8 protein-coding genes are annotated in these 5,773 nt (G+C 54.2%); all 8 read left to right on the top strand.

The window, feature by feature from the left end; genetic code table 11:
* On the top strand, positions 1-159 hold a 159-nt coding region (locus K6T64_RS16105; RefSeq protein ID WP_288011112.1), incomplete at its 5' end, for a flagellar basal body rod C-terminal domain-containing protein.
* 174 nt (positions 160-333) lie between these two features.
* Positions 334-1,224 carry a flagellar hook-associated protein FlgL gene (flgL, locus tag K6T64_RS16110; RefSeq protein WP_288011100.1) on the top strand — a complete coding sequence of 297 codons (891 nt, stop codon included), beginning with the start codon at positions 334-336 and terminating at the stop codon, positions 1,222-1,224.
* A 74-nt stretch (positions 1,225-1,298) separates the two neighbouring features.
* Complete coding sequence (locus tag K6T64_RS16115; RefSeq protein ID WP_288011102.1) at positions 1,299-1,877, top strand: DUF6470 family protein; 579 nt, start codon at positions 1,299-1,301, stop codon at positions 1,875-1,877.
* 82 nt (positions 1,878-1,959) lie between these two features.
* Positions 1,960-2,436: a flagellar assembly protein FliW gene (fliW, locus tag K6T64_RS16120; protein ID WP_288011104.1), complete on the top strand. Its 477-nt coding sequence runs from the start codon at positions 1,960-1,962 to the stop codon at positions 2,434-2,436.
* A complete protein-coding gene (csrA, locus tag K6T64_RS16125) occupies positions 2,424-2,663 on the top strand; it encodes a carbon storage regulator CsrA (RefSeq protein ID WP_288011106.1) in 240 nt (79 codons plus the stop codon). Before fliW ends, csrA begins: the two co-directional genes overlap by 13 nt.
* Before the next feature lie 243 nt (positions 2,664-2,906).
* On the top strand, positions 2,907-3,746 hold the full coding sequence (locus K6T64_RS16130) for a flagellin N-terminal helical domain-containing protein (protein ID WP_288011107.1): 840 nt from the start codon (positions 2,907-2,909) through the stop codon (positions 3,744-3,746).
* Positions 3,747-3,818: 72 nt separating this feature from the next.
* Positions 3,819-4,109 carry a hypothetical protein gene (locus K6T64_RS16135; RefSeq protein WP_288011109.1) on the top strand — a complete coding sequence of 97 codons (291 nt, stop codon included), beginning with the start codon at positions 3,819-3,821 and terminating at the stop codon, positions 4,107-4,109.
* A 69-nt stretch (positions 4,110-4,178) separates the two neighbouring features.
* On the top strand, positions 4,179-5,773 hold a 1,595-nt coding region (locus tag K6T64_RS16140; protein ID WP_288011110.1), incomplete at its 3' end, for a motility associated factor glycosyltransferase family protein.

Below are 5,773 nucleotides of genomic sequence, written 5' to 3' on the forward strand. Positions count from 1 at the left end.
GACGGCAAACGTCAGTCGGTCTCCGGGGTATCCATTGACGAGGAGATGGCGAACATGATCCGGTTCCAACAGGCCTATGGGGCCTCGGCCCGGATGGTGACCGCCATCGACCAGATGCTGGACAAGCTGATTAACGGCACCGGGGTGGTGGGACGATAAAAGGTTTGAATCGGCGCGTTCGGTGAATGTATCCGACCGGTGAGACGGCCTTTGCATAGAGTCAGCCGGCGTCCGTCTTTGCATAGGGTCAGCCGGCACCCGTCCGGTGGACGGGCTCGTGCCCCGGCAGAGGGCGGTGTTTGTCTCCGGCGGGATGCGAAAGGAGAGAGGACGGTGCGCGTCACCCAGGGCATGCTCACCCAGCAATTTTTGCTCGATTTGCAGAACAATTATCGCCGTCTGAGCCGGCTTCAGGACGAGGCGGCCTCGGGCAAGCGGATCAACCGGCCGGCGGACGATCCCGTCGGTGTGGGGTTCACCATGCGTTACAAGGCCCAGGTTGCCTACTACGGCCAGTACCAGCAGAACGCCGACATGGCCAAGGGATGGCTCGATTACACGGATACCGTCATGAACCAGGCCGGGGACGTGGTTAAACGGGCCCGGGAGCTGGCGGTGGAGGGGGCGTCGGACACGGTACCCCCGGATGCCCGACAGGCCCTGGCGTCTGAGGTGGACCAACTGCTCCAGCAGATGGTGACCATCGGAAACTCTCAATATAATGGGAAATATATTTTCAACGGCCTGGCGACCACTACACCGCCCTATGACCCAAACAATCCTGAGACGTCGGTAACGAACAACGGCCAGGTGCTTTACGACATCGGAGACGGGGTGCACTTGGACGTCAATGTGCCCGGCAGTCGCTTTTTTGGAGCCCCAAGCGAGGCGGACAACGTGTTCTCCGTCCTGAAGCAGCTGCGGTACGGGCTGAATACGAACGATACGGCGAAGATCGAGGATGCCCTGGGCAAAATCGACTCGCGCTACAGCAAGATGCTGGAGGTGCGGGCCGACGTGGGCGCACGGTCGAACAGGGTGGATCTGGCACAAAATCGCTTGGCGGACATGGTGCAGAATTTACAGGGTCTGCTCTCGAAGACCGAGGATGCCGACATGGGGAAACTGGCCATTGACCTGAAAACGGCGGAAAATGTGCACATGGCGTCTCTGGCCGTCGGCGCCCGGGTGCTCATGCCGAGTTTGGTAGACTTTTTGAAGTAGTGGATTAGAGTCGCCCCAAGTTGCCAAACTGTCCGGGATTTGGCCGTGAGATTAGATGGGGAAGGGGATGGCCCGTGATCCCGCAGATTCAACTTGTTCAGACCTTTGCCTCGATCGGCTTAAATCGGATTCCTGAACGGCTGGTGATCACGAGTCCTCCTGCAGAACTCAACATGCATCAGGAGATGCCGAGAGCACTCATCGAATGGATACCGGGGCGGCTGGAAATTGATCAAAGCGAGGCCTTTGCTCAAGCGGGGCTGATGCCGGTCGGGGAATGGATGCGGCAACAGGTGGATGAGGCCCGGCAGGCGGTTTTGGAGGCAATCGGCGAAATCGCCCAGTGGGGAGATCGGTTCAGCCATATTGAACAGGGAGGAAACCCCATCGTGGATTGGGCCCGGCGCTACGAAGACCGACGGGTGGAAACGAATTTTGCCTTGGTTCCGCAGCCGTTGTCGGTCCATTTTCAGTATACCCCCGGCCGGGTGATCATTCAGGTGCAACCCGGCCGGGTGGTTGTCGATCCTGTGATTCACCGACCGGAAATCACATTCAGCCCGGGGGAAGTGCAGGTCTATATGCAGCGATACCCGTCCCTTCGAATTATCCCTCCTCCGTTGCCGGGAGTCCTGGTGGACCGGTACGCTTGATTACGGCGGATGACGCGACCGGGGACGGCGGGGGGCGATGGGCCCCGAGCCGCCCACATACTGGATTTCAGGAGGAAAGGGCATGGCGACGCGATGCTCTCATCATGAGGATGACTGTCCGATTGGAGTGGCGCAAAACGAACGTGGTGACCGGAATTGTCCGATAATTGAGTTTGCCCAGGGGATTCCGGGGTTTCCGGAGACTCATCTCTTCTCCCTGCAACCTGTGCCAGAAGCGGAAGGATGGTTTCATCTGGTCGGCGTTGACGAGGAGGCTCCGACTTTCCTGGTGGTGAACCCCTTCCTGATCATTCCCGACTACGAGGCGGAGCTGCCTGACAAACTTCTTCCCGGTGCCAACCCCCAGGACATCGCTCTTCTCGCTATCGTCCGGGTTCCCGACAGCCCGTGGGAGGCCACCGTGAATTTGCGGGCTCCCTTGGTGATCGACGTGCCCAGGCAACGGGGGATCCAGTGGGTGCCCCAGGAATCGCCGTACAGTATTCGTCATCCATTGTTTTCGAAGTGTGAGGCGGTTGGTGTGTCGTGCTCGTCTTGAGTCGCCGCGCCGGCGAGGCCATTCTGATTGGCGAGGACGTTCGCATTGTGGTGTTGGAAACGAGAGGAGATGTTGTACGCCTCGGGATCGAAGCCCCGCGGGGTGTTTCGATTTTACGGGAAGAAATTTTTATGCAAATTCTGGAAGAAAACCGTTCTGCCGCTGAACGATCCCAGAACGCTGAAGAGGTCGTTGCGGTATGGAAAGATCGCATGGAACGAAGGTAGACGGATAAGAGCATCAGACAGCAAACCGACGGTATAAGTGGCACTGGAGTATGTGAGAGATACAGTGCAATTCGCTCCGATCATGTGACGCAAGGCTCGAAAATCGCTGCCTTCAACTGTTAATGAATTCGAGGTTGTGGCCGATCTACATAGTGACCGATTGGCTGGCGGCCGACAGCCGGTCGGTCACCGGTACGAAAGGAAGCGGCCGGGACGAACGCCACTAAGGAGGGTGACAGAAAAGTGATCATCAATCACAACTTGCCGGCATTGAATGCGTACAACTGGTTGACGACGAACACCACCAGTCTCCAGAAATCACTGGAGAAGTTATCTTCCGGGTACCGGATCAACCGAGCCGGGGATGATGCGGCAGGTCTAGCCATTTCAGAAAAAATGCGTGCTCAGATTAACGGTTTGGATCAGGCTCAACGCAATGCCCAAGATGGCATCTCCTTGATTCAGACTGCTGAAGGCGCGCTCAATGAAACTGGAAGTATTTTACAGAGAATGCGTGAATTGGCTGTTCAGGCGGCAAACGGCACATATACCACTTCAGATAGGGCAAAAATCAGCGGTGAAATTCAACAGTTGTACAAAGAGATTAACCGTATTGCCAGCCAGACGGAATTTAACACTATGAATCTCTTGAGTAAGAGCAACCTTACGCTCAAATTTCAGGTGGGTGCCAATAGCAACCAAACGATCCAGTTCACCATTGGGAAGATGGTGGGCAGCATAATTTTGAATGCAAAAGCTTCTACACTACTGCTGTCCACTATTAAACAGTCTGCTGTAGGTTCGACGATCGGAGCTATTATCGCAAATATCAACAGTGGCATTAATAAAGTGTCTAAGGAACGCGCCAACATGGGTGCCTATCAGAACCGGTTAGAACACACCATCAATAACTTGCAGACCGCGTCCGAAAACTTAACTGCCGCAGAGTCGCGAATCCGCGACGTGGACATGGCGAAAGAGATGATGAACTATACGAAACAGAACATTCTAGTCCAAGCGTCTCAAGCGATGTTGGCCCAGGCCAACCAACTGCCGCAAGGGGTTCTCCAACTGCTCCGTTAACGTATCCTTTTCTTGAGCCGGCCTCTGTCAGAGGCCGGCTCTTGCCAACATTTGTGATGAGAGGGAGCAGGCGTGGACATGGAGCCGGGTGAAAGCGGGTTTCGGAGTTTGGAGCAAGTAGCCGATCTGTTTTACGCCCTGCGGGTGCGGGAAGCGGCGGGGATGATGGAAGATATGGCCCGACACATTGACATGGTTTTGAAACGGGAAGGACCGCCAGATGCTTCATTCCATGGAGGCGTAACGGAGATTAATCAGTTGTTACAGCTTCTTTTGGTCTGTCTGGAAAACCGGGATTATATCCTTGTAGCAGATGTGATCAAATATGAGTTGATCCCCAGGTTGAGAGCCTTCGAAAATTGATCTTGACTGAAGGGGTCAGTTAGAAGCAAGAGTCGGGACTGGCTCCCGGTGCCGAAAAGGGGAAGCGACATGTACTTTGAACGGAATCTCGAATACTTGACGGAATATAATCAACATGTATTGGGGAAGCTTCTAGCGGCGGACACCACAGATCTGGAGTTTATTCGCGTAAAGGGATCGAAGGTGTTTAAGTTCACCGACGACCAGGGAAAAGAGTTTTATTCTGCCAGTATCTATGATCCCTCGTATGAAGCGGAAGTGCTATTGAGGGATGTCAATTTCGACAATACCGGGTTTCTAATTCTGGGCATTAGTTCTTACGAAGTCATCACGCGAATCTTAGAAAGGAAGACGGAAACGGCTTGGGTGTTCGTCGTCGAGAAAGACATGCGGCTGGTTCGGGCGTTTCTCGAAGATGTTGATCTCAGCCCTTATTTCAAAGATCGGCTTCAACGGCTTGTCTTGTTCGGCGGTGACATAAAAGCCGCGTCAGATCACCTGAAACATTTTCTTTATTCCTTAGTGGGGTTCTATTTTCTTCAGGCCGAGGTGCTGCGGAGTTTTTCCACCTTGAGGAAGGACCGGCAGTACTACGATGAGATCTTTGACTTGATCCTCGAAACATTGAGGAATCACGTCTACAACATGGGGAATGATCTGGACGATACCCTGCAAGGGATCCGGAACGAACTGCAAAATTTGAAAATGATTTTGACCCTTCCCCGTCTGCGGGATTTGGAAGCTTCCTATGCCGGCGTGCCCATCATTTGTGTGGCCTCCGGGCCTTCCCTGGACAAACAATTGCCCCTTTTGCGCCAGGCTAAAGGCAGAAGCCTGATCATTTGTGCCGAATCGGCATTGAAAGTTCTCCTGCGAAACGGTATCGTACCCGATATCGTCTGTATCCTGGAACGGGGCCCCAATTCTTATGACCTGAGTCTCAGCGGCATTGACATACCTGAAGAGACGGCGCTGTTCGGACTGACCATTATAGATCCCAGAATTTTCCCTGCCTGGCCAAAGTATGCCGTGCCCTGTTTCAAAGAAAATTTGAGCAACAGTGAGTTTCTGATCTCTGCCTTGGGGGACTTTGGTACCTTTGTCTCCGGTAATTCCGTGGCCCATATGAGCTACATGTTGGCCGTCTACCTCGGCGGGAATCCGGTGGTGCTCATCGGGCAGGACTTGGCCTACGGGGAAGACGGCAAGACTCACAGCGAGGATACCGTGTACAACCTGGGAAAGTATGAGGTCGACGAGCGGGTGGCTTGGCAGATCCGGGAGAGTCTTTATAATGAGAAGATGCTTCACAACCGGACGGTATACTTGGACGGCTATTACGGCGGCAAGGTGAAATCCCGGGAATTGTGGCGACAATTCCTGATTTGGATGGAGACATTGGTCAATTTTTCGCAGGTCCCGACCATTAACGCCACCGAAGGCGGTGCCAAGATTCGGGGCACGATCCAGTTGCCGTTCCAGGAAGTTTTGGAACGGTATTGCACCAAACCGGTCAGGCCCATCGGAGAAGTTATTGATCGCCTTTCCTTGCGCAACGATTCGGACTACCTGGCTGCGCTGTCCCGAGTACACCGAAAGATCTCCGACCTCTTGGAGGAAACGGAGGATTTGGTGGCATATGCGAAAGAAAACCGTGACATTGT

Origin of the sequence: Kyrpidia sp. (assembly GCF_023512215.1) — a bacterium.
GTDB classification, from domain to species: Bacteria; Bacillota; Bacilli; order Kyrpidiales; family Kyrpidiaceae; genus Kyrpidia; species Kyrpidia spormannii.